General features: G+C 38.8%; 35 protein-coding genes. 33 read left to right on the top strand and 2 right to left on the bottom strand.

The window, feature by feature from the left end; all coding sequences use genetic code 11:
* The first annotated feature begins 2 nt into the window (after nucleotides 1–2).
* From rpsC to BLR36_RS14800, 32 genes are all read left to right on the top strand, one after another.
* The gene (gene rpsC / locus BLR36_RS14645; protein ID WP_093062493.1) at nucleotides 3–659 is read left to right on the top strand and encodes a 30S ribosomal protein S3; all 657 of its coding nucleotides are present in this window, start codon (nucleotides 3–5) and stop codon (nucleotides 657–659) included.
* 1 nt (nucleotide 660) lies between these two features.
* A complete protein-coding gene (gene rplP, locus BLR36_RS14650; RefSeq protein ID WP_093062494.1) occupies nucleotides 661–1,095 on the top strand; it encodes a 50S ribosomal protein L16 in 435 nt (144 codons plus the stop codon).
* A complete protein-coding gene (gene rpmC / locus BLR36_RS14655) occupies nucleotides 1,085–1,285 on the top strand; it encodes a 50S ribosomal protein L29 (protein ID WP_090567840.1) in 201 nt (66 codons plus the stop codon). The genes rplP and rpmC overlap by 11 nt, the downstream gene beginning before the upstream one ends.
* Before the next feature lie 18 nt (nucleotides 1,286–1,303).
* On the top strand, nucleotides 1,304–1,567 hold the full coding sequence (rpsQ, locus tag BLR36_RS14660) for a 30S ribosomal protein S17 (RefSeq protein WP_093062495.1): 264 nt from the start codon (nucleotides 1,304–1,306) through the stop codon (nucleotides 1,565–1,567).
* A gap of 43 nt (nucleotides 1,568–1,610) precedes the next feature.
* Nucleotides 1,611–1,979, top strand: a complete 369-nt coding sequence (gene rplN / locus BLR36_RS14665; RefSeq protein ID WP_053591327.1) for a 50S ribosomal protein L14 — start codon at nucleotides 1,611–1,613, stop codon at nucleotides 1,977–1,979.
* A 36-nt stretch (nucleotides 1,980–2,015) separates the two neighbouring features.
* A complete protein-coding gene (gene rplX / locus BLR36_RS14670; RefSeq protein WP_093062496.1) occupies nucleotides 2,016–2,324 on the top strand; it encodes a 50S ribosomal protein L24 in 309 nt (102 codons plus the stop codon).
* Between the two features lie 23 nt (nucleotides 2,325–2,347).
* On the top strand, nucleotides 2,348–2,887 hold the full coding sequence (rplE, locus tag BLR36_RS14675) for a 50S ribosomal protein L5 (protein WP_090567848.1): 540 nt from the start codon (nucleotides 2,348–2,350) through the stop codon (nucleotides 2,885–2,887).
* Between the two features lie 18 nt (nucleotides 2,888–2,905).
* Complete coding sequence (locus BLR36_RS14680; protein ID WP_093062497.1) at nucleotides 2,906–3,091, top strand: type Z 30S ribosomal protein S14; 186 nt, start codon at nucleotides 2,906–2,908, stop codon at nucleotides 3,089–3,091.
* A 30-nt stretch (nucleotides 3,092–3,121) separates the two neighbouring features.
* Complete coding sequence (gene rpsH / locus BLR36_RS14685) at nucleotides 3,122–3,520, top strand: 30S ribosomal protein S8 (protein ID WP_090567854.1); 399 nt, start codon at nucleotides 3,122–3,124, stop codon at nucleotides 3,518–3,520.
* 30 nt (nucleotides 3,521–3,550) lie between these two features.
* Nucleotides 3,551–4,090 (top strand): 50S ribosomal protein L6, encoded by a 540-nt coding sequence (gene rplF / locus BLR36_RS14690; protein WP_093062498.1) that lies wholly within the window; start codon nucleotides 3,551–3,553, stop codon nucleotides 4,088–4,090.
* A 30-nt stretch (nucleotides 4,091–4,120) separates the two neighbouring features.
* Nucleotides 4,121–4,480, top strand: coding sequence for a 50S ribosomal protein L18 (rplR, locus tag BLR36_RS14695; RefSeq protein ID WP_090567859.1), 360 nt, complete (start codon nucleotides 4,121–4,123; stop codon nucleotides 4,478–4,480).
* Nucleotides 4,481–4,501: 21 nt separating this feature from the next.
* Complete coding sequence (gene rpsE / locus BLR36_RS14700; RefSeq protein ID WP_093062499.1) at nucleotides 4,502–5,002, top strand: 30S ribosomal protein S5; 501 nt, start codon at nucleotides 4,502–4,504, stop codon at nucleotides 5,000–5,002.
* Between the two features lie 14 nt (nucleotides 5,003–5,016).
* Nucleotides 5,017–5,199, top strand: coding sequence for a 50S ribosomal protein L30 (gene rpmD / locus BLR36_RS14705; RefSeq protein WP_090567866.1), 183 nt, complete (start codon nucleotides 5,017–5,019; stop codon nucleotides 5,197–5,199).
* Between the two features lie 32 nt (nucleotides 5,200–5,231).
* On the top strand, nucleotides 5,232–5,672 hold the full coding sequence (gene rplO / locus BLR36_RS14710) for a 50S ribosomal protein L15 (protein ID WP_093062500.1): 441 nt from the start codon (nucleotides 5,232–5,234) through the stop codon (nucleotides 5,670–5,672).
* Nucleotides 5,672–6,964: a preprotein translocase subunit SecY gene (gene secY, locus BLR36_RS14715; RefSeq protein WP_093062501.1), complete on the top strand. Its 1,293-nt coding sequence runs from the start codon at nucleotides 5,672–5,674 to the stop codon at nucleotides 6,962–6,964. Before rplO ends, secY begins: the two co-directional genes overlap by 1 nt.
* A 64-nt stretch (nucleotides 6,965–7,028) precedes the next feature.
* Nucleotides 7,029–7,682 carry an adenylate kinase gene (locus BLR36_RS14720; protein ID WP_093062502.1) on the top strand — a complete coding sequence of 218 codons (654 nt, stop codon included), beginning with the start codon at nucleotides 7,029–7,031 and terminating at the stop codon, nucleotides 7,680–7,682.
* A gap of 437 nt (nucleotides 7,683–8,119) precedes the next feature.
* Entirely contained in the window at nucleotides 8,120–8,338 is a 219-nt protein-coding gene (gene infA / locus BLR36_RS14725; protein ID WP_016429904.1) for a translation initiation factor IF-1, read from the top strand.
* 40 nt (nucleotides 8,339–8,378) lie between these two features.
* Nucleotides 8,379–8,492 carry a 50S ribosomal protein L36 gene (gene rpmJ, locus BLR36_RS14730; RefSeq protein ID WP_003247619.1) on the top strand — a complete coding sequence of 38 codons (114 nt, stop codon included), beginning with the start codon at nucleotides 8,379–8,381 and terminating at the stop codon, nucleotides 8,490–8,492.
* A 23-nt stretch (nucleotides 8,493–8,515) separates the two neighbouring features.
* Nucleotides 8,516–8,881, top strand: coding sequence for a 30S ribosomal protein S13 (gene rpsM, locus BLR36_RS14735; protein ID WP_090567879.1), 366 nt, complete (start codon nucleotides 8,516–8,518; stop codon nucleotides 8,879–8,881).
* A 25-nt stretch (nucleotides 8,882–8,906) separates the two neighbouring features.
* On the top strand, nucleotides 8,907–9,296 hold the full coding sequence (gene rpsK, locus BLR36_RS14740) for a 30S ribosomal protein S11 (protein WP_090567882.1): 390 nt from the start codon (nucleotides 8,907–8,909) through the stop codon (nucleotides 9,294–9,296).
* A 134-nt stretch (nucleotides 9,297–9,430) separates the two neighbouring features.
* Nucleotides 9,431–10,375: a DNA-directed RNA polymerase subunit alpha gene (locus BLR36_RS14745; RefSeq protein WP_090567885.1), complete on the top strand. Its 945-nt coding sequence runs from the start codon at nucleotides 9,431–9,433 to the stop codon at nucleotides 10,373–10,375.
* 53 nt (nucleotides 10,376–10,428) lie between these two features.
* Nucleotides 10,429–10,809, top strand: a complete 381-nt coding sequence (gene rplQ / locus BLR36_RS14750; protein WP_090567888.1) for a 50S ribosomal protein L17 — start codon at nucleotides 10,429–10,431, stop codon at nucleotides 10,807–10,809.
* Between the two features lie 409 nt (nucleotides 10,810–11,218).
* The gene (locus BLR36_RS14755; RefSeq protein ID WP_093062503.1) at nucleotides 11,219–12,067 is read left to right on the top strand and encodes an energy-coupling factor ABC transporter ATP-binding protein; all 849 of its coding nucleotides are present in this window, start codon (nucleotides 11,219–11,221) and stop codon (nucleotides 12,065–12,067) included.
* Nucleotides 12,043–12,912, top strand: a complete 870-nt coding sequence (locus tag BLR36_RS14760) for an energy-coupling factor ABC transporter ATP-binding protein (protein ID WP_093062504.1) — start codon at nucleotides 12,043–12,045, stop codon at nucleotides 12,910–12,912. The genes BLR36_RS14755 and BLR36_RS14760 overlap by 25 nt, the downstream gene beginning before the upstream one ends.
* On the top strand, nucleotides 12,912–13,709 hold the full coding sequence (locus tag BLR36_RS14765) for an energy-coupling factor transporter transmembrane component T family protein (protein ID WP_093062505.1): 798 nt from the start codon (nucleotides 12,912–12,914) through the stop codon (nucleotides 13,707–13,709). Before BLR36_RS14760 ends, BLR36_RS14765 begins: the two co-directional genes overlap by 1 nt.
* Before the next feature lie 16 nt (nucleotides 13,710–13,725).
* On the top strand, nucleotides 13,726–14,475 hold the full coding sequence (gene truA, locus BLR36_RS14770) for a tRNA pseudouridine(38-40) synthase TruA (protein WP_371326732.1): 750 nt from the start codon (nucleotides 13,726–13,728) through the stop codon (nucleotides 14,473–14,475).
* 166 nt (nucleotides 14,476–14,641) lie between these two features.
* A complete protein-coding gene (rplM, locus tag BLR36_RS14775) occupies nucleotides 14,642–15,079 on the top strand; it encodes a 50S ribosomal protein L13 (protein ID WP_090567905.1) in 438 nt (145 codons plus the stop codon).
* A gap of 22 nt (nucleotides 15,080–15,101) precedes the next feature.
* On the top strand, nucleotides 15,102–15,494 hold the full coding sequence (gene rpsI, locus BLR36_RS14780; protein ID WP_093062506.1) for a 30S ribosomal protein S9: 393 nt from the start codon (nucleotides 15,102–15,104) through the stop codon (nucleotides 15,492–15,494).
* A 161-nt stretch (nucleotides 15,495–15,655) separates the two neighbouring features.
* A complete protein-coding gene (locus BLR36_RS14785) occupies nucleotides 15,656–16,165 on the top strand; it encodes a GNAT family N-acetyltransferase (RefSeq protein WP_093062507.1) in 510 nt (169 codons plus the stop codon).
* 25 nt (nucleotides 16,166–16,190) lie between these two features.
* Complete coding sequence (locus tag BLR36_RS14790; RefSeq protein ID WP_093062508.1) at nucleotides 16,191–17,375, top strand: MFS transporter; 1,185 nt, start codon at nucleotides 16,191–16,193, stop codon at nucleotides 17,373–17,375.
* Nucleotides 17,376–17,426: 51 nt separating this feature from the next.
* Entirely contained in the window at nucleotides 17,427–18,140 is a 714-nt protein-coding gene (locus tag BLR36_RS14795) for an N-acetylmuramoyl-L-alanine amidase (RefSeq protein WP_093062522.1), read from the top strand.
* A 78-nt stretch (nucleotides 18,141–18,218) separates the two neighbouring features.
* Nucleotides 18,219–19,271 carry an Mrp/NBP35 family ATP-binding protein gene (locus BLR36_RS14800; protein WP_093062509.1) on the top strand — a complete coding sequence of 351 codons (1,053 nt, stop codon included), beginning with the start codon at nucleotides 18,219–18,221 and terminating at the stop codon, nucleotides 19,269–19,271.
* 30 nt (nucleotides 19,272–19,301) lie between these two features.
* On the opposite strand, the gene gerD is transcribed toward BLR36_RS14800, so the two are convergent.
* Entirely contained in the window at nucleotides 19,302–19,892 is a 591-nt protein-coding gene (gene gerD / locus BLR36_RS14805; protein ID WP_175454090.1) for a spore germination lipoprotein GerD, read from the bottom strand.
* A 134-nt stretch (nucleotides 19,893–20,026) separates the two neighbouring features.
* Between gerD and BLR36_RS14810 the strand changes: the two genes are divergently transcribed.
* Complete coding sequence (locus BLR36_RS14810) at nucleotides 20,027–20,704, top strand: KinB-signaling pathway activation protein (protein ID WP_093062510.1); 678 nt, start codon at nucleotides 20,027–20,029, stop codon at nucleotides 20,702–20,704.
* Between the two features lie 37 nt (nucleotides 20,705–20,741).
* On the opposite strand, the gene BLR36_RS14815 is transcribed toward BLR36_RS14810, so the two are convergent.
* A complete protein-coding gene (locus BLR36_RS14815) occupies nucleotides 20,742–21,401 on the bottom strand; it encodes a hypothetical protein (protein WP_093062511.1) in 660 nt (219 codons plus the stop codon).
* Nucleotides 21,402–21,692 lie beyond the last annotated feature (291 nt).

The raw sequence follows: 21,692 nt of genomic DNA on the forward strand, positions 1-21,692 counted from the left end.
TCGTGGGTCAAAAAGTACATCCTATAGGATTACGAGTAGGCATCATTCGTGACTGGGAGTCAAAATGGTACGCTGGTAAAGACTATGCAACTCTACTACACGAAGACTTGAAAATCCGTAAGTACATCGAAACTCGTTTGAAAGAAGCTTCTGTTTCTACTGTAGAAATCGAACGCGCTGCTAAACGTGTTAACGTTACAATTCACACTGCTAAACCAGGTATGGTAATCGGTAAAGGTGGTACGGAAGTGGAAGCACTTCGCAAGCACTTAAACGATTTAACTGGTAAACGTGTACACATAAATATCGTAGAAATTAAAAGAGCTGACTTAGATGCTAAATTAGTAGCAGAAAGTATTGCACGCCAATTAGAAGGCCGCGTATCTTTCCGTCGTGCTCAAAAACAAGCAATTCAACGCACAATTCGTTCTGGAGCTAAAGGTATTAAAACTCAAGTATCTGGACGTTTAGGTGGCGCTGATATCGCTCGTGCTGAACATTACAGTGAAGGAACTGTACCACTTCATACATTACGTGCTGACATCGATTATGCACATGCTGAAGCTGACACAACTTATGGTAAGCTAGGCGTTAAAGTATGGATCTATCGTGGTGAAGTCCTTCCAGTTAAGAAGAACTCTGAGGAAGGAGGCAAATAATATGTTAATGCCTAAACGCGTTAAATATCGTCGTGAACACCGTGGTAAAATGCGTGGTGAAGCAAAAGGCGGCAAAGAAATAGCATTCGGTGAATACGGCTTACAAGCTACTGAAGCAAGCTGGATCACAAGTCGTCAAATTGAATCAGCTCGTATTGCAATGACACGTTACATGAAACGTGGCGGTAAAGTTTGGATCAAAATATTCCCTCATAAACCATATACGAAAAAGCCTCTTGAGGTACGTATGGGTTCAGGTAAAGGTGCTCCTGAAGGATGGGTAGCAGTTGTAAAACCTGGAAAAATCATGTTTGAAATAGCTGGCGTTTCTGAAGAGGTTGCACGTGAAGCATTACGTTTAGCATCACATAAGCTTCCGATCAAATGTAAAATAATCAAACGTCAAGAAATTGGTGGTGAATCTAATGAAAGCTAATGACATCCGTGAACTTACTACTGCAGAAATCGAACAAAAGGTAAAATCACTGAAAGAAGAGCTTTTCAACCTTCGCTTCCAATTGGCGACTGGTCAATTAGAAAACACAGCTCGTATCCGCGAAGTTCGTAAAGCTATCGCGCGTATGAAAACTGTGGTACGTGAAAGAGAAATCAGTGCAAACAACTGATAAAGGAGGTTTTCTGGCATGACTGAGCGTAATCAACGCAAAGTATACACTGGCCGTGTTGTATCAGATAAAATGGATAAAACAATTTCTGTTTTAGTTGAAACTCATAAAAAACACAAGTTATATGGCAAACGTGTTAAGTATTCTAAGAAATTTAAAGCTCATGATGAGCAAAACGAAGCCCAAATCGGAGATATCGTCCGTATCATGGAAACTCGTCCGTTATCAGCTACTAAACGCTTCCGCCTATTGGAAGTTGTAGAAAAAGCGGTTATTATCTAATAATAAGTTCGGAACTATTAAATTCCGAAGGGAGGTTACCTAAGTGATCCAACAAGAAACTCGTATGAAAGTTGCTGACAACTCAGGTGCACGTGAAGTTTTAACTATTAAAGTACTTGGTGGTACTGGACGTAAAACTGCTAATATCGGCGATATCGTCGTATGTACAGTTAAGAAAGCAACACCAGGTGGCGTTGTCAAGAAAGGTGACGTCGTTAAAGCTGTAATCGTTCGCACTAAGAGCGGCGTACGCCGTAAAGACGGAACTTATATCAAATTTGATGAAAATGCTTGCGTTATTATCAAAGACGATAAAGGACCGCGTGGAACTCGTATTTTCGGACCTGTTGCTCGTGAATTACGCGACAGCAATTTCATGAAAATCGTATCTTTAGCTCCAGAAGTTCTTTAATTTACATGAAAGTGCCAATCAAGGAGGTGCGATAGAATGCATGTTAAAAAAGGCGACAAAGTAATGGTAATCTCAGGTAAAGACAAAGGTAAAACAGGTGTTGTTCTTACTTCTTTCCCTAAGAAAGACCGTGTGTTAGTTGAAGGTGTAAACATCATCAAAAAACATATGAAGCCAAACCAAGCTAATCCGCAAGGTGGAATTGTAAGCCAAGAGGCTGCAATCCACGTATCGAATGTTATGTTAATCGACCCGAAAACTGGCGAGCCGACTCGCGTAGGTTACAAAGTGGAAGATGGCAAAAAAGTTCGTGTTGCGAAAAAATCCGGTGAAATTATTAAATAAGTAAAGAGAAGGGAGGTACACACATGAACCGCCTAAAAGAAAAGTATCTTAAGGAAGTTTCTCCTGCTCTAATGAGCAAGTTTGAATATAACTCAGTAATGCAAGTACCTAAAGTTGATAAAATTGTTATCAATATGGGTGTTGGTGATGCTGTATCTAATACAAAAGCTCTTGATGCTGCTGTAGAAGAATTACAAATCATCTCAGGTCAAAAACCTGTAGTTACGAAAGCTAAAAAATCGATCGCTGGTTTCCGTCTTCGTGAAGGTATGCCAATCGGTGCGAAAGTCACTCTACGTGGAGAACGTATGTATGACTTCTTGGACAAATTAATTGCTATTTCTCTTCCGCGTGTACGTGACTTCCGTGGTGTTTCTAAAAAAGCATTCGACGGTCGCGGTAACTACACTCTTGGAGTTAAAGAACAATTAATCTTCCCTGAAATCGATTATGATAAAGTTTCGAAAGTACGCGGTATGGACATCGTAATTGTAACAACTGCGAACTCTGACGAAGAAGCTCGTGAGTTATTAACACAATTCGGTATGCCATTCCAAAAGTAAAAAAAGGGAGGCGAAAACGTGGCTAAAAAATCAATGGTCGTTAAACAACAACGTACGCCAAAGTTCCAAGTGCAAGCATACACACGCTGTGAGCGTTGTGGACGTCCGCACTCTGTATATCGTAAATTTAAGCTTTGCCGTATTTGTTTCCGTGAACTTGCATACAAGGGACAAATTCCTGGCGTTAAAAAAGCAAGCTGGTAATCCCCTATAACTGGGAAGGAGGTAAATGTAATGACAATGTCAGATCCAATTGCAGATATGCTTACACGCATTCGTAATGCTAACATGGTTCGTCACGAGAAATTAGAAGTTCCTGCTTCAAACCTGAAAAAGGAAATCGCGGAGATTTTAAAACGCGAAGGTTTCATCCGTGATGTTGAATATGTAGAAGATAGCAAACAAGGTATCATCCGTATCTTCTTAAAATATGGTCAAAACGACGAGCGTGTTATCACTGGTTTGAAACGTATTTCAAAACCTGGTCTACGCGTTTACGCTAAAACAAACGAAGTACCTAAAGTATTGAACGGTTTAGGAATTGCTTTAGTTTCTACTTCAAATGGTTTATTAACAGATAAAGAAGCTCGCGCTAAACAAGTTGGCGGAGAAATCGTAGCTTACGTTTGGTAATAATCAACAAACGAATGGAGGTGCAACAAAATGTCTCGAGTAGGTAAAAAACCAATAGAGGTTCCTGCAGAAGTTACTGTAACAGTTAACGCTGAAAATACAGTAGTTGTAAAAGGACCAAAAGGTGAATTAACAAAAACTTTTAACCAAGATATTAAAATTGAGCAAGAAGGTACTGTAATAACTTTAGTGCGTCCTTCAGATTCAAAAGAACACCGTACGATTCATGGAACAACTCGCGCTTTGCTAGCTAACATGATCACGGGAGTATCTGCTGGATTCGAACGTGGACTAGAATTAGTTGGGGTAGGTTACCGTGCACAATTACAAGGTTCTAAACTTGTACTTAATGTAGGGTACTCACATCCAGTTGAGTTCACACCTGAAGATGGAGTTTTAGTTGAAGTTCCTTCTAATACAAAAATTATCGTTCGCGGTATTGATAAAGAACGCGTTGGTGCTTTAGCATCTAACATTCGCCAAGTTCGTCCACCAGAGCCGTATAAAGGTAAAGGTATTCGTTATGAAGGCGAAGTTGTACGCCGCAAAGAAGGTAAAACAGGTAAATAATGCATCTCGCATTAGAAAGGAGTGACCACTGTGATTACGAAACAAGACAAAAATCAAGTTCGTAAGAAACGTCATGCACGTGTTCGTACAAAAATCACGGGTACTACTGAACGTCCACGTTTAAATGTATTCCGTTCAAACAAACATTTATACGCACAACTGATTGATGATACTCAAGGTGTTACAATCGCAAGTGCATCCACTATGGATAAAGATTTCAATGGAACAGCTGGAAATGTAGAAGCTGCTAAATTGATCGGTGAAACAATCGCAAAACGCGCTACAGAAAAAAACATCAAATCTGTTGTATTTGACCGTGGCGGTTACTTATATCATGGACGTGTTAAAGCGTTAGCTGAAGCTGCACGTGAAAACGGCTTAGAATTTTAAGAAGAAGGAGGGACATATTTCATGCGTGGTATTGACCCAAACAAACTTGAACTTGAAGAACGCGTAGTAACGATCAACCGTGTTGCTAAAGTTGTAAAAGGTGGACGTCGTTTCCGTTTTACAGCATTAGTAGTTGTTGGTGATAAAAACGGTCATGTAGGATTTGGTACTGGTAAAGCACAAGAAGTTCCAGATGCTATCCGTAAGGCAGTTGAAGACGCGAAGAAAAACTTAATAGAAGTACCAAGAGTTAAAGGAACAACTCCTCACCTTGTAGTTGGACAATTTGGTGCTGGTTCTATTCTAGTTAAACCTGCTGCACCTGGTACAGGAGTTATTGCTGGTGGACCGGTTCGTGCGGTACTTGAATTAGCTGGAATTACAGATATTCTTTCTAAATCACTTGGATCTAACACACCTATCAATATGGTACGTGCTACAGTACAAGGTTTAACTCAATTAAAACGTGCTGAGGACGTTGCTAAATTACGTGGTAAATCAGTAGAAGAACTGTTAGGATAAGGGGGGAAATTACAATGGCAACTAAATTAGAAATTACCCTTACTAGAAGCTTGATCGGTACTAAACCAGCTCAACGCAAAACAGTAGAAGCTCTTGGATTACGTAAAATGCATCAAACTGTTGAGCATCAAGACAATGCAGCTATCCGCGGGATGGTTGGCAAAGTAGCTCACTTAGTAACAACAAAAGAAATTTAAGCTTTATTTAAAGAATAAGGAGGTGCCACCATATGAAACTTCATGAGTTAAAACCATCAGAAGGTTCTCGTTCATCGCGTAAGCGTATTGGACGTGGTATCGGTTCTGGAACTGGTAAAACATCAGGTAAAGGTCATAAAGGTCAAAACGCTCGTTCAGGCGGAGGCGTTCGTCCAGGATTTGAGGGCGGTCAAAACCCGTTATTCCGTCGTTTACCAAAACGTGGATTTACGAATATTAATCGTAAAGAATTCGCAATTGTGAACCTTGACACATTAAATCGTTTCGAAGAAGGCACAGAAGTTACACCTGCTTTATTAATCGAAACAGGTGTTGTGAGCAGTGAAAAATCAGGTATTAAGATTCTGGGTAACGGAACACTTGACAAGAAGTTAACTGTAAGAGCTCATAAATTCTCTGCATCAGCAAAAGAAGCAATTGAGAACGCTGGCGGATCAACAGAGGTGGTTTAATGTTTCAAACAATCTCCAACTTTATGCGTGTGAGAGATATTCGAAATAAAATCATTTTTACATTGTTGATGTTAATCGTCTTCCGTATTGGGACATTCGTTCCAGTGCCTTATGTCGATGCCGATGTACTAAAGCAAACAGATCAATTAGGTTTGATCGGTTTCCTAAATACATTTGGTGGTGGGGCCCTTGCTAACTTCTCTATTTTAGCGATGGGTATCATGCCTTACATCACCGCATCCATCATTGTACAATTACTACAAATGGATGTTGTTCCGAAGTTTACGGAGTGGGCTAAACAAGGAGAAGTCGGAAGACGGAAACTTGCACAATTCACTCGTTACTTCACAATTGTGTTAGCTTTTATCCAAGCAATTGCTATGTCATACGGTTTTAACCGCATGTATAGTGGTTCTTTGATAAAGGAAGACGGTATATTGACATACTTAGTTATTGCAGTTGTTTTGACAGCCGGGACTGCATTTTTAATGTGGTTAGGAGAACAAATTACCGCTAAAGGTGTTGGTAATGGTATTTCTATTATTATCTTCGCTGGTATTGTTGCTGCCATTCCAAACGCAGTTAACCAAGTGTATGCGCAACAAATTGAAGGTGCAGGCGATGCACTGTTTATCAATATTGTAATAGTACTTTTACTTTTATTGGCGATTATCGCAGTAACAGTTGGAGTAATTTACGTTCAACAAGCGTTGCGTAAAATTCCAATTCAATATGCGAAGCGTGTTTCTGGTACTGCCCAAACGGGTGGTCAACAAACTCACTTGCCTTTAAAAGTTAATGCTGCAGGAGTAATTCCGGTAATCTTTGCATCGGCGTTTCTTATGGCGCCTCAATCAATCGTATTATTCTTCGGACAAAACAATGTTACCGATAGTATTACGAGAGCATTAGATTATACACAACCTATTGGTATGACGATTTATATTGCTTTAATCATTGCGTTTACTTACTTCTATGCGTTCATTCAAGTGAACCCAGAGAACGTAGCGGACAATTTGAAAAAGCAAGGTGCGTATATTCCAGGGATTCGTCCAGGAATCAATACACAAAATTATTTAACTAGCGTATTGTATCGTTTAACTTTTGTAGGAGCTATATTCTTAGCTGTTATTTCAATCATGCCGATGCTGTTTGTGAAATATGCGGATCTTCCGCAGTCTGCACAAATTGGCGGAACAAGTTTGTTAATCGTGGTTGGGGTTGCACTCGAAACGATGAAGCAGTTAGAATCCCAATTAGTTAAACGTCATTATAAAGGCTTTATGAAATAAGGTAGGTTTTTAGGGACTTTGAGTTCCTAAAAATCAACTATATAGTCCTGGGGGGCATTTTCGTATGAATATCGTTTTAATGGGTTTACCTGGTGCTGGTAAAGGTACTCAGGCAGATAAAATTGTTGAGAAGTACGCAATCCCTCATATTTCTACAGGCGATATGTTTCGTGCAGCAATTAAAGATGGTACGGAACTAGGTTTGAAAGCAAAATCGTTTATGGATCAAGGTGCTTTGGTACCTGATGAAGTTACGATTGGTATTGTCCGCGAAAGATTAAGCAAACCAGACTGTGAAAAAGGATTCCTACTTGATGGTTTCCCTCGTACAGTTCCACAAGCAGAAGCACTTGATGCTTTACTTTCGGAACTTGATAAATCTATTGAGCATGTGCTTAATATTCAAGTAGAACAAGAAGAATTGATCAAGCGTCTAACAGGTCGCCGCATTTGTAAAGAATGTGGAACTGCTTATCATTTAGTCTTTAATCCACCTGCTAAAGATGGAGTATGTGACAAAGATGGTGGCGAGCTTTATCAACGTGCTGATGATAATCCGGAAACGGTAACTAACCGTCTGGAAGTAAATATGAAGCAAACACAGCCTTTGCTTGATTTTTATGAAGACAAAGGTGTTTTATCTAATATAAATGGACAGCAGGATATTAAATTAGTATTCGCTGATCTTGATGCTCTGTTACAGGGCAACCGCATATAATTGCCCGGTGCCCGTCGCAGACGACTGAATACCCGGGTAGTGTGCAAAGAACGAAAATGTTTTTTTCGAGAGCTGCAAAAGCATATTGCGCCCGGTATACGTTCGGAGGAAAAAGAATGCATCAAAAGCGGGGACTCCCTTGTCCACGTGCATTTATGATACTTACGAGGTATAATGGGTTTCGTGGAAGCATCTGTGTAACGAACGGGTACTATGGAACTCAACCAACACATTCGTACGAACATGTTGACATGAGGGAGACGTATACTCCGTGGATTGCTATAAGCGAAACCTTACGAGTGTCTTTCGAACATCTCTCATGATTTCCAAACATATGCTTGAACGAATAGTTTCGTTCTACTCGAGGCTATACTAACAGCAAATTACGTTTGAGTTTGATGAGAACCTGATTTGTATATAGAAGGGAGACAGGGTTGATGGCGAAAGATGATGTAATTGAAGTCGAAGGAACAGTTGTTGAGACTTTGCCAAACGCGATGTTTAAGGTAGAATTAGAAAACGGTCATACGATACTTGCGCATGTATCGGGTAAAATTCGTATGCATTTCATTCGTATTTTACCTGGAGATAAAGTCACAATTGAACTTTCTCCTTACGATTTAACTCGCGGTCGTATTACGTACCGTTTTAAATAATAATCTTTTGCACTCCGGACTACTAAGGAGGTTAGGTTAGATGAAAGTGAGACCATCTGTGAAACCGATCTGCGAAAAATGTAAGGTAATTCGCCGACGCGGTAAAGTAATGGTAATCTGTGAAAATCCTAAACACAAACAAAGACAAGGATAATAAGAAGGAGGTGCACGACACATATGGCACGTATTGCTGGTGTTGACATTCCACGCGATAAACGCGTTGTTATTGCATTAACATACATTTTCGGAATTGGTAAAACGACTTCTCAAAAAGTACTAGCAGAAGCTGGTATTTCAGAAGAAACACGTGTACGTGATCTTACGGAAGACGAACTAAACAAAATCCGTGAACAAATCGGTGTATATAAAGTAGAAGGTGACCTTCGTCGTGAAGTATCACTAAACATTAAACGTTTGATGGAAATCGGTTCATTCCGTGGTATCCGTCACCGTAGAGGCTTACCAGTACGCGGACAAAATACGAAGAACAATGCACGTACTCGTAAAGGTCCACGTAAGACAGTAGCTAACAAGAAAAAATAATCGGTAAAGGAGGTTTCTTCTTAACATGGCACGTAAACAACAAACACGTAAGCGTCGTGTGAAAAAGAATATCGAATCCGGTATTGCTCACATTCGCTCAACATTTAACAACACAATTGTGACTATCACAGACATGCAAGGAAATGCACTTTCTTGGTCAAGTGCTGGAGCTCTTGGATTTAGAGGTTCTCGTAAATCTACTCCATTTGCTGCACAAATGGCTGCAGAAACAGCTGCAAAAACTTCAATGGAACATGGTATTAAAACTTTAGAAGTAACTGTTAAAGGACCAGGTGCTGGTCGTGAAGCGGCAATCCGCGCACTTCAAGCTGCAGGTCTAGAAGTTACAGCAATTAAAGACGTAACACCAGTACCACATAATGGTTGCCGTCCACCAAAACGTCGTCGCGTTTAATAGGTGATACTCGACTTGTTTGAGAACATCATTTATTGTACAGACTGAGGATGTATTAACAGCAATCAGTTAACGATCGAATTCATGATGGAAAGAACCTATACATTCGATGTTTTGAGGGAGGGTAAATTGGAATGATCGAAATCGAAAAACCAAAGATTGAAAGTGTAGAAATCAGCGAAAATACCAAGTTTGGTAAATTTGTTGTAGAACCGCTAGAACGTGGCTATGGAAATACTTTGGGTAATTCTTTACGACGCATCCTTCTGTCATCTTTACCAGGAGCTGCAGTTACTTCTATTCAAATTGATGGCGTTTTACACGAGTTTTCAACTATTGAAGGCGTAGTGGAAGATGTAGCATCTATTATTATGAATGTGAAAAAACTAGCTTTGAAAATCTACTCTGACGAGGAAAAGGTCATTGAGATTGATGTTAAAGGTGAGGGAACGATTACTGCTGCTGACATTACACATGACAGTGACGTAGAAATTTTAAACCCGGAACTCTATATTGCTACAATCGGCAAAAATGGTCATTTCCGTATGCGTATGTACGCAGGTCGAGGCCGTGGCTACACTCCTGCTGTTCAAAACAAACGTGAGGATCTTCCTATCGGCGTAATCCCGATCGACTCTATTTATACTCCAGTTTCACGCGTGAATTTCCAAGTGGAAAATACTCGTGTTGGACAATTGTCTAACTTCGATAAACTAACACTTGATGTGTGGACAGATGGCAGCACAGGTCCTAAAGAGGCGATTTCTCTTGGAGCAAAAATCTTAACAGAGCACTTGAATATTTTTGTAGGGATGACGGATGAGGCACAAACTGCTGAAATCATGGTCGAAAAAGAAGAAGATCAAAAAGAAAAAGTTTTAGAGATGACTATTGAAGAACTTGATCTTTCTGTTCGTTCTTATAATTGCTTAAAACGCGCTGGTATTAATACAGTACTTGAGCTTGCAAGCAAATCAGAAGACGATATGATGAAAGTAAGAAACCTTGGACGTAAATCTTTAGAAGAAGTAAGAGCGAAGTTAGATGAGCTTGGTTTAGGATTACGTAAAGAAGACTAAACGGGTTTTGATATAGCAAGACTTGAATTATTCACCAAAGGAGGGAAACATCCATGGGTTACAGAAAACTTGGACGTACAAGTTCTCAACGTAAAGCGATGTTACGTGACTTAACAACGGACCTAATTATTAATGAACGTATTCAAACTACTGAAGCACGTGCAAAAGAATTACGTTCTGTTGTTGAAAAAATGATCACTTTAGGTAAACGCGGAGATTTACACGCTCGTCGTCAAGCTGCGGCTTACATTCGTCGTGAGGTAGTTGCTTCTACTGATGAAGAAGGTAACGAATCTACAATCTATGCTTTACAAAAATTGTTTGATGATGTAGCACCACGCTATGCTGATCGTCAAGGCGGTTACACTCGTATTATGAAAGCTGGACCTCGTCGCGGAGACGGAGCACCAGTAGTAGTAATCGAATTAGTTTAATTTATTTTTATGACGTTTTGCGTCTGCAAATAAATTTGATTTAACAATTTAACAGGCGTTTATTCGTCTGCCAAATTGAAGAGGGTATTTGGTGGGATACTACCGCCCTCTTTTTTTCAAACAGATTTATACGACATTATAAAAGCAGAGTGTTACGATGAGCGGACTCCTCAGGGTTTCAAATCCCGAGAAGTGGCGACTCGTCTAGCTCTACGCACCTCATTTTTCTGATTGGTCTTGAGCAACCAATCTGGAAATAAGTTATAGAAGAGCGCATTTCTCAAAATGAGGTGCGCGCTTTTTTAATTTTTCCGTAAAGTCCGAATGGTTCCGGGCAACAGGAAGTTTTACTTTGTCGTAAAATGATGTAGAATATTAGCACAGCTGAGTTGAGCAGAGGAGGTAAAGGATGAAACGCGAAATTATTTCTTTACAGGAAGTTACATTTACATATACTGAGGAAGATCCAAGTATACGACCAGCGATACAAAATGTGTCCTACACGATTAATGAAGGTGAATGGGTGGCGATTGTTGGCCATAATGGTTCTGGTAAATCTACATTAGCACGATTAATGAATGGTCTTCTATTTCCTCAGACGGGAACGGTACAAATTTTTGGAGAACCACTCAATGAACATAATTTATGGGACACTCGCTCTAAAATGGGGATGGTTTTTCAAAATCCAGATAACCAATTTGTCGGAGCAACCGTACAGGATGATGTAGCATTTGCATTAGAAAATAACGGAATCCCTTTTGAGGAAATGGTAGAACGAGTACAAGCCTCTTTAGTAAAAGTGAAAATGAGCGACTTTATGAATAGTGAGCCCCATCATCTATCTGGTGGACAGAAACAAAGAGTTGCCATAGCGGGGGCCATAGCACTTCAGCCAAGAATTTTATTATTAGATGAAGCAACTTCCATGTTAGATCCACAGGGTAGGGATGAGGTATTACAAACAGTGCGCCAGCTGAGAGTTGAAACAGACTTAACAGTTATCTCTATTACTCATGATTTAGAAGAAGCTCTTCTTGCAGATCGCGTGGTTGTTATGAACCGGGGAGAGAAATATGCAGAAGGAACACCAAAAGAAATATTTGAGCGAGGACAAGAGTTAATCGATTTAGGATTAGACCTTCCTTTTGCGATGAATATGTCTAGATTGCTACGAGCACAGGGTGTGCCAATTGTAGCAGATCACATGTCAGAAGAAGAGTTGGTGAATGATTTATGGACATCTCACTTCAACAAGTAAGCTACGCATATGCAAAGGATACTCCATTTGAAAAAAGGGCTTTATATGATGTAGATTTACTTATTCCCTCCGGTTCTTATCAAGCGATTATTGGTCATACGGGTTCTGGGAAGTCTACGGTGCTTCAGCATTTAAATGCGTTGCTAAAGCCTACAGAGGGTGTCATACGAATAGGTAGTACGGAAGTTGTAGCAGATAAAAAGAATAAAAAATTACGAGAGATTAGACAAAAAGTAGGGATTGTTTTTCAATTTCCTGAACATCAATTGTTCGATGAAACAGTGCTGAAGGATATTATGTTTGGACCTATGAATTTTGGTGTGCCCGAAGAAGAAGCAAGGCAACGTGCCATAGAATTAGTAAAGTTACTTGGTTTACCAGATGAGGTTATGGAAAAGTCGCCCTTCGATTTATCTGGAGGCCAAATGAGAAGAGTTGCCATAGCCGGTGTGCTAGCGATGAATCCAGAGGTACTGGTATTGGATGAACCAACTGCTGGGCTTGATCCGAGAGGTCGCAAAGAAATAATGGAGCTGTTTAAGCGGCTTCATGAAGAAAAAGGCTTAACGACCGTACTTGTAACACATAGCATGGAAGATGCAGCAAGGTATGCTGATCGAATTGCTCTTATGCATAATGGGAAATGTGTACTGCAAGGTATTCCGCAGGATATATTCTCTGATGAAGACCGTTTAATGGATTATCGATTAGAGTTACCTCAATCTATTAAGTTTCAAAAGAAAATAGAAGAGATGATAGGCGAAAAGCTCCCGACACTTTGTTTAACAGAAGAGGTTTTAGCAGAAGAACTAGCACGCCTGATGAAAAAGGAGCGTGAAATCTAATGCTTGAAAAAATGATATTTGGGCGTTATATTCCCGGAGATTCTTTTATACATCGTTTGGATGCTCGTGCAAAACTGATATTTGTATTCTTATTTATCATGGTTGTTTTCATTGCGAATAACTGGATTACGTATGGAATATTACTTCTTTTTACTTTATTAATTATCCGTTTATCCAAAATTAGGCTATACTTTTTGATTAATGGATTAAAACCGGTTGTTTTTTTAATCATATTTACTTTTTTATTACATCTGTTCTTTACTCGAGAGGGTCCAATTATATTTGACTGGAAGTTCATCACGATATACGAGGAAGGTTTGAAGCAAGGTATTTTTATATCTATTCGCTTTACTGTACTCGTTGTTTTGACATCAATTCTTACGTTAACTACGACTCCTATTTCGATTACAGATGCTTTAGAAATTTTGCTGAATCCATTAAAAAAATGGAGGCTTCCTGTGCATGAGTTGGCGCTTATGATGTCTATATCATTGAGATTTATTCCGACTTTGATGGATGAGACAGATAAGATTATGAAAGCACAGATGGCGAGAGGCTCTGATATGACAACAGGTAGTATGAAGGAGAGGATGAATGCGATAGTTCCACTTCTAATACCTTTGTTTGTTAGCGCATTTAAACGTGCAGAGGATTTAGCAACTGCAATGGAAGTAAGAGGCTATAAAGGCGGAGAAGGTCGTACTAGATATCGAAAGCTAGAGTGGGCTACGAGAGACACGCTCATTATCCTATGTCTTGTAGTATTAGCCGCAATACTCGTTTACTTTAGACAATGATTAGGAGTTGATTGGCGTGAGACTTCGAGCAATTATTAGCTATGATGGCAGTCAGTTTTCCGGTTATCAGGTACAACCGGGAAAACGAACTGTTCAATTAGAAATTGAGCGTGTCTTAGAAATAATTCATAAAGGCGAAGTTGTGAAAATAGTCGCAAGTGGAAGAACGGATGCAGGTGTTCATGCAACAGGACAGGTTATTCATTTTGATAGTCCGCTAACATTTCCAATAGATCGTTGGATCACCGCCTTAAATGTTCAACTGCCTAGAGATATTCGTATACTATCGGTAGAGCAGGTATCTGATGACTTTCATGCTAGATACCATGCAGTTGGAAAAACATATCGTTATATTTGGTCACTTAGTGAAATACATAGTCCATTTGAACGTGATTTTTCTGTACATGCAGAACGATATAAACCAGATATCGCATCTATGCAAAAAGCAGCTCAGCATTTACAAGGGACACATGATTTCTCAAGTTTTTGTGCAGCTAATACAAATGTAAATGATTTTGTGAGAACTATTTATTCTATTAACTTTGAAGTGAAGAAAGAAACGCAACAGCTTCATATGATTATTAGTGGAAGTGGCTTTTTATATAATATGGTTCGTATTATTGCGGGTACATTATGGGAAGTTGGTATTCGAAAAAAAACTGTGGAGAGTATTCCAGATATCCTCTTAGCCTGTGCTCGGAAGGAAGCGGGGAAAACCGCTCCAGCGCACGGTTTATACCTCGAAAAAGTGGTTTATGAGGTATGAAACAACCTCACCAGGTGTTTTTCGAAAAATACTTGACTAATTGTTCCTTTCGAGGTATGATGATGTATGGTATTTCTTAACCCCACAATATAAGCCCCGAAACTTATTGGTATGAGGATATAGAAAATTTTAGATCGATTATGATTGAATTAGGAGGACAAAATACATGCGTACAACATTCATGGCTAAAGGTCACGAAGTAGAACGTAAATGGTTAGTAGTAGACGCTGAAGGCCAAACTCTTGGTCGTCTAGCTTCAGAAGTTGCAGCTATTTTACGTGGTAAAAACAAACCAACATTCACACCGAACGTTGACACAGGTGATCATGTGATCATTCTTAATGCAGAAAAAATTCATTTAACTGGGAACAAGCTAAATGATAAAATTTACTACCGTCACACTCAATTCTCTGGTGGACTTAAACAACGCACAGCTTTAGAAATGCGTACTAAGTACCCTACGAAAATGCTTGAGTTAGCTATTAAAGGAATGCTTCCTAAAAACTCTTTAGGTCGTCAAATGTTCAGCAAGCTTCATGTATACACTGGAGCAGAACACCCACATGCAGCACAGAAACCAGAAGCATACGAGCTTCGCGGATAATAATTAAGAGGAGGACATTCACTTGGCACAAGTTCAATATATCGGCACTGGTCGCCGTAAAAGTTCAGTAGCACGTGTACGTTTAGTACCGGGCGAAGGTAAAATCATTATCAACAAACGTGACGTAGAAGATTACGTACCATACGAAACTTTACGTGAAATCATTAAACAACCATTAGTAACTACTCAAACTTTAGGTAGCTACGATGTACACGTAAACGTTAATGGTGGTGGATTCACAGGACAAGCAGGAGCAATCCGTCACGGTATTGCACGTGCGCTACTTACAGTAGATCCTGATTTCCGTCCAGCATTGAAATCAGCAGGATTCTTAACACGTGACCCACGTATGAAAGAACGTAAAAAACCAGGACTTAAAGGCGCTCGTCGTGCACCTCAGTTCTCAAAACGTTAATATTATATTATCAGTTCAAAGCATTTCCCGAGATTACTCGGGGAGTGCTTTTTTTATTTTTTTCTGAAAAAGCTAGAGGATTGTCAAAATGTTGAAAAAGTAATTGTATGTAGATTTTAAGAGGTGTATATTTAGAAAACAATTATAAAGGGGTAGTGAAAATGAAGCTTACTTCACAAAGATTAATATTTCGTTTCTATGAGCCGGAAGATTTTGACTTTTTGTACTCGATGTTAAATGATTCGGAGATGGTGAAGTACATAGGGAATGGTAAAACGCGAAATACAGAAGAAGCACTTGCATTTTTAGAATGGATTCAGAGTCATTATGAGCAAAATGAAGAGTTTGGTTTAAAATTACTCATTCGTAAAGAGGATGGAATTCCAGTAGGACATGCGGGAATAATACCACAACAAATTAGTGGAAAGGCTGAACTAGAAATTGGTTATTGGATTGCTAAAGAATTTTGGGGAAATGGGTATGCAACAGAAGCAGCTAGCGCTTTGCTTAACCGAGCAGTCAACCTGTTAGGTATAAATCGTCTAATCTCTTTAATTCAGCCAGACAACACAAGATCCCGTCGTGTAGCCATCAAAAATGGAATGCAGTTAGAGAAAGAAATAATGTTAAAAGGCAAGGCAGTTAGTTTGTATACATATATAAGTAAGTAATGATTTAAAGAAAAAGAGGAATAGTATGAGAAGTAAATTTAATGCTGTAACGAGGACGATTCTTATTAGTATTTTTATTGCACGTTTTGGAACATTTTTAGTATTGCCCTATTTAACCCTTTTTTTACTCGAGGAATTCCATTATTCAGGCATGCAAATTGGGGCGATAATATCAACGTTGGCTTTATCAAATTTAGTAATGAGTTTTATAGTTGGACCTTATATTGATAAATATCCGAAGAACAAAGTTATTATTGTTGGACTCATTGGATATTTAGTTTGTTATTTCTATTTTCCCTTTATTGAGCATTATGCAGGGTTTATCGCATTTGCTGCTCTACTTGGGGCAAGTCAGGCAATAGTGGAACCTACTTACCGAGTGTTGCTGAGCTTATACACAGAGCCGGAAAATCGGCGGCTAATATTTAATATCCGCTATTTTTTGATTAATATATCTGCTGCAATTGCTCCACTTACCTCTGTGTACTTTCAGAAATATGGAATGGAGAATCTATTTTTTATTGTAGGGCTGATATTCTTACTTAATATAGTTACGTTTGTCATTATATTTAAAAAGTACCCATTAAAAAAGGAGTTTATCAATAAAACGAAGCCATCTATCTTTCAATCGTTATATGTCTTTAAAAAGGATGCTGGTTTTACTATTTTTGTCTTGGCACTAATATTTATTAGTTTTGGCTACAGTCAATTTGACTCTACATTCAGCCAATACTTAGGAAAGTCGTTTGACCATGAACTGGCGATCCAATATTTTGCTTGGCTCATAACTACAAATGCTATTACCGTGCTAGTCATACAATACTTTGTTTATAAACTAGGTGAATGGATGAGCACGACTACTTCTTTAATGATTGGAAGTGGGTTATTGTCTCTCGGATTATTTTTCTTCGGGCAAAGTGGCTACATATTGTGGTTAATGGTCGCAATGGTTATTTTTACTGCAGGCGAAGTATTGGTATTTACTATGGTGGATATCCATTTGGATGGAATGTGTGAGGATCGTGAGAAGGGTACTTATTTTGCTCTATCCGGTGTAAAGTCTGTTGGTAGAATAGCTGGTCCGAGCCTAGGTGGATTTTTATTAGATATAATGAGCAGCGGTGCAATGGTCTTTTTTATTATTTCATTTGTGACTTTACTGGCAATCCCATCGTTCTACTATAGTTCAAAAATACGTGGACAAATCTAATCATACTCTTTGTCCCTCATACGTATAATGAGTGAAAAAGGAGCGATAAACCTGAAAAAATGGCTTGTTATCTTGGTTTTGTTTTTGATATCCCTTCTTGCAGTTGTGTATGGAACAAAAGCGAGTGATATTGGTTTCTTCTTACCCGAACCGATGAGCGGAGTGAAAATTGTTATTGACCCGGGGCACGGGGGAATTGATGGCGGAGCTACTAGTGGAGACACCGTAGAACGAGATATCACTCTTGCTATGTCCCTAATGCTAGAGAAAAAGTTAGAAGCGCAAGGTGCGACAGTGATCATGACGCGTAGTAAAGAAGGAGATTCACTCGCTGAGCACAGACCGGATGAAGATTTCCCTACTACTAGAGCGAGAAAACGCGCTGATCTGTTATTGCGTGAAGAAATTATGAATAACTCAGAGGCAGATTTAGTTATTAGCGTTCATGTGAATGCTGTTCCAGAAGAAAGATGGAGAGGTGCTCAGGTTTTCTATCATGCAGAAGGACACGCGGGTGGCGAACTGCTGGCTAAGTCTATTCAAGGATCCATTCGAGAAAATATCGGAAACACAGAGCGAGAGGCCCTGGCTATTAAACAGGTGTATATATTGAAGAAAGCAAAAGCACCAGCAGTGTTAGTGGAAACGGGATTTATAAGCAATAATGAAGAGCGTGAATTACTTAAATCTGAAAAATATCAAAAGCAAATGGTGGAAGCAATTTCAGAAGGTGTAGTTAAATTTGTGGAAGATAATATTTACTAAGACTAACTAACGTTTGTAGACACTCAGGTTATGGTATACTATAGGGCGAATAGTGAAACTTAAGGGGAGTGTCTACAGATGATTAATGAGCAACAAGTTCGTACCTTGCTAGGAGCATTAAACGACCCATTTTTACATAGAACACTAGAAGAAACAAACGGGATTTCGGAAGTGTCTATTAAAGAAGAAAAAAATCACGTGAGTGTAAAACTAGCTATAGCTAAAATAAATTCAGCAGAACAAATGCAACTACAAGGAAAAGTCGTAGAAGTATTGAAAGAAGCTGGAGCAGCAACTGTAGGTATTCGATTTGAAGAACTGCCAAAAGAAGTACTAGAGCAGTTCAGAGGGAAAACAAAAGAGAGTGATAACGAGAACCTTTTATCACCAAACAGCAAAGTGAAAATTATTTCAATCGCATCGGGTAAAGGTGGAGTTGGTAAATCAACAGTATCCGTTAACTTAGCAGTTGCACTTGCTCGTTTAGGTAAAAAAGTAGGACTGGTAGATGCGGATATCTATGGTTTTAGTGTACCCGATATGATGGGTGTAAAAGACATTCCACAAATCATAGAAGACCGTATCATCCCAGTAGAACGAAAAGGTGTGAAGGTAATCTCTATGGGCTTCTTTGTAGAGAACAATACTCCAGTAGTATGGCGCGGACCTATGCTTGGAAAAGTATTAGACCAATTCTTCAAGGATGTTGAGTGGGGAGAACTAGACTATTTATTACTTGATTTACCACCAGGTACTGGAGATGTGGCGTTAGACATTCACCAAATGCTACCTGCATCAAAAGAAATCGTAGTAACAACACCACATCCAACAGCAGCTTTCGTTGCGGCTAGAGCTGGCGCTATGGCACTTCAAACAGATCATGAAATTATTGGCGTAATTGAAAATATGTCGTGGTACGAGTCAAAATCCACTGGTGAAAAAGAATTTGTGTTTGGTAAAGGCGGCGGTCCAAAGCTTGCCGATGAACTACGTACAGAATTACTTGGACAATTACCATTAGGGCAGCCGGACTGGAATGATATTGATTTCGCTCCTTCTGTTTATGGAGAAACGCATAATACGGGGAAAATCTATTTGGACATTGCACAAAAAATCATCGAAAAAGCATAAGAAAGAGGCCGTTTCCACAGAGGAGCGGCCTTATTTTGCTTCTTGTTTCTTTTTATCTTCCTCCGAAGAACTAGCTCCCCCTCCGCCGCTTTTCTCTGTTTTACCTCCAGCTTCTTCCACTAATTTCTGCCACTTAGATTGAAGCAAAGGACTTTGAATTGTTTCTTCTACAACCTTTTGCATTTCTTTTCGCATATCACTTGATTCCAATACTTTAGACAATTCTTTTTTCATCTCAGCTGAGCCAAAAAAAGTTTCTAAATCCTTTAAATAAGTGGGATCCTTCATTAGGGCTTTCATTAATTCCTCTTGCTGCTTGACCATACTTTTAGCCATTGTCTCTGAAAATTTTGGATCGGAGTAGACTTTTTTCCAAAAGTCCTCTGCTTCTTTTGAAAGCATTGTCTGTTCAACAGATGTTTTCACTTGTTCACTGTCTAAAACTAAAAGATCCTTGAATTGAGGGTCTGTAAGCAATGTTCGGATTGCTTTTTTTCCATCCTCTGTTTGCAGTGCATCGATGAACATCTTCTTATTCTCCTCATAAGAAGGCTGAACAGCAGGAGAACTACAACTAGCGAGAAGTCCAATACTCATTAATAAGAGTGCAAAGTATTTCATATCTGTCACCGTCCTTTCGAATATTGTTCACATTTGGTTAGGAAATATGTATAGTAGGTAGGAAGAAATAGATTTTTCTTAAAAGGCTTGTTACAATTTATAGAGGAAATAGAAAAGATGGAGGATATCTTGTAGTGACTATTCGTAATTGGTTTAAATTCTTTCTAAATGCCATGTTAATCGGTGGTTTAATAACAGGCGTTTTTGGTTTATTTATACGTTGGGACGATGCTTTTTCAAAATACTTTGAAGCAGGACAATGGAGTGAGTTTTTTGCTGCATTTGCCTTTATGGTCATAATGGGCTTTACCATCAGTGTCATCGCACAAATGGGTTTTTTCGCTTATTTAACAATTCACCAAATGGGAGTAAATATTTTTAGAACACTCACTTTATGGAACTGGGTGCAACTATTAATTATTGCATTTGTTATTTTTGATTTAATCTTTTTCCGTTTTAAACCAAATGCGGAAACCACGGGACAAATATGGTTATATGTTATCTTGCTCGCGGTACTAATTATTACCTCACTAGTGGTAGCAATTATTAAAGCAAATATAACCAAAAAGCACACGTTAATATCTGCTTTGTTTTTCATGATTGTTGTATCTACTTTAGAGTGGCTACCAGTATTAATGGTACGTGCAGACAATGTAGATAGTTGGGTGACGCTATTATTATTCCCTATCCTTGCAGTTAATGCATTCCAATTACTGGCGCTTCCAAAATACAATGCACAGTCAGAAGTAGACCGTTTAAAATTAGAAGAACGCAGAAAGAAAAGAAGAGACGCAGCATCGGCAAAGAACTAATAAAAAGTTGCTCTGACTACGAGTCAGAGCAACTTTTTTATTCTGGATAGGTTTTTGTTTTAACTTTTAAACCAAAGATATTTTGTTCAATGGTAATAATTTTTTTAGTTTGAATGACTTTAGTTAGTTGTTGCATATCTACCCGTTCCTCCTGATGCAGGGGAATAGTGAGGATATCTCCTTTTTCAAGTTTAGGGGCTTTGTCGGACCAATATTTATTAGAGCTGAGTAAATTTACTTCCTGTTCCCAAGCCTGTTTTTGAAGTTCAATAGGAAATTCATAATCGATTGTTCTAAACCAAAGTGGTCTTTCACCAATTGCTTTTTCAAATCGTTCCACTTCTTTTTCAAACAATGTTGGATTTTCTATATAAGTAATTCCACTTTTACCTAAAAGGCTAATAGGTACATTTTTTTCTTTCATGAGCTCTATAATCTCCTCGGAACGCTCAATCCATTCAATACTTATAAAAAAATGTGGATAAGGAGCCTGCAGATCATTCACCAGCTTTTCTATATCACTCTTCCCAAAAGTCAAATCTATCGTTACCGTATTCCCGTACGATCCTTTTGAAATAACAGTAGGCTTTTCTGTAAGCTGAAAAACAGGGAGCAGCGAAGAAAAGTTTTTTGGTACATTAAATAAAAACAAACCTAAAACTATCAATAAACCAACCAACAAAGCCTTTGTTTTCATAGAAACACACACCTTTTCAAATCGTTTTAATTAATTTTATGATTTAGTGTTGACATTAATGTTTAAAAGATGTTAAGATACAAAGGTCGCTGAAACAAGACGACAACTTAAACAACATGAACATTGAAAACTGAACATGCAAAACGTTAAGACATACAGCTTGAAAGATTAACTTAGTTAGTCTGATAGCAAAACTATTTGGACATCATTTAATGATGATGCCAGCAAAACAAAATGAGCTTTTTAAGTTCTCTATTATGGAGAGTTTGATCCTGGCTCAGGACGAACGCT

Origin of the sequence: Psychrobacillus sp. OK028, assembly GCF_900103605.1 — a bacterium.
Lineage (GTDB): Bacteria > Bacillota > Bacilli > Bacillales_A > Planococcaceae > Psychrobacillus.